This is a genomic window from Dietzia sp. IBK-p2-15D (assembly GCF_057773105.1).
In genome coordinates this window covers 1-457 of sequence record NZ_JBYMTK010000085.1, presented here as the reverse complement: position 1 = coordinate 457, position 457 = coordinate 1, and the positions used below count along the sequence as shown (strand labels likewise).

The 457-nt window shown below is 40.3% G+C and carries 1 protein-coding gene; it reads right to left on the bottom strand.

What is annotated here, in order from left to right:
- A partial coding sequence (locus tag AC3DEV_RS16980; protein WP_488372868.1) for a hypothetical protein occupies window positions 1–210 on the bottom strand: 210 nt, incomplete at its 3' end.
- Window positions 211–457 lie beyond the last annotated feature (247 nt).

The window sequence follows — 457 nt, the reverse complement described above, 5'->3', positions numbered from 1 at the left end:
AAAAACGGAAAATCCGTCGATGCTCGCAACTTCCTTCTCGATGTACAACGTTTTTCCAAAGAGCGAACGTTGTTCATCCTTGTTTTTGCTCAGCTTGTATACTCCTTGAGCTTGAACAAAGATTCCGGCGCTTTCTGCATCTGCAGAAAGCGCCGCTGAAGCCCACGCTCCAAATACGAGCGCAGTGACTATCGTCAAAAATTTGTGCATGTGCCCTCCTTGGGCTGGTTAGTTTGATGTTGGAGAACTGAAAAACTTTATTTATTATGTCATAAACATAATAAAAGTCAATGTTATAGCCAAACCCAGCTATTTCGGATGCTTAATGACTGAAACAATAATATATGTTGGATCAACAATAAAAAAGTAGAACCTCCAGTCTTTATCTATACGTGCTTGCCATAAATCTTTCTGACCCTTGTATTTTTTAGCATGGAGTGAAGGGTGACGAACATCA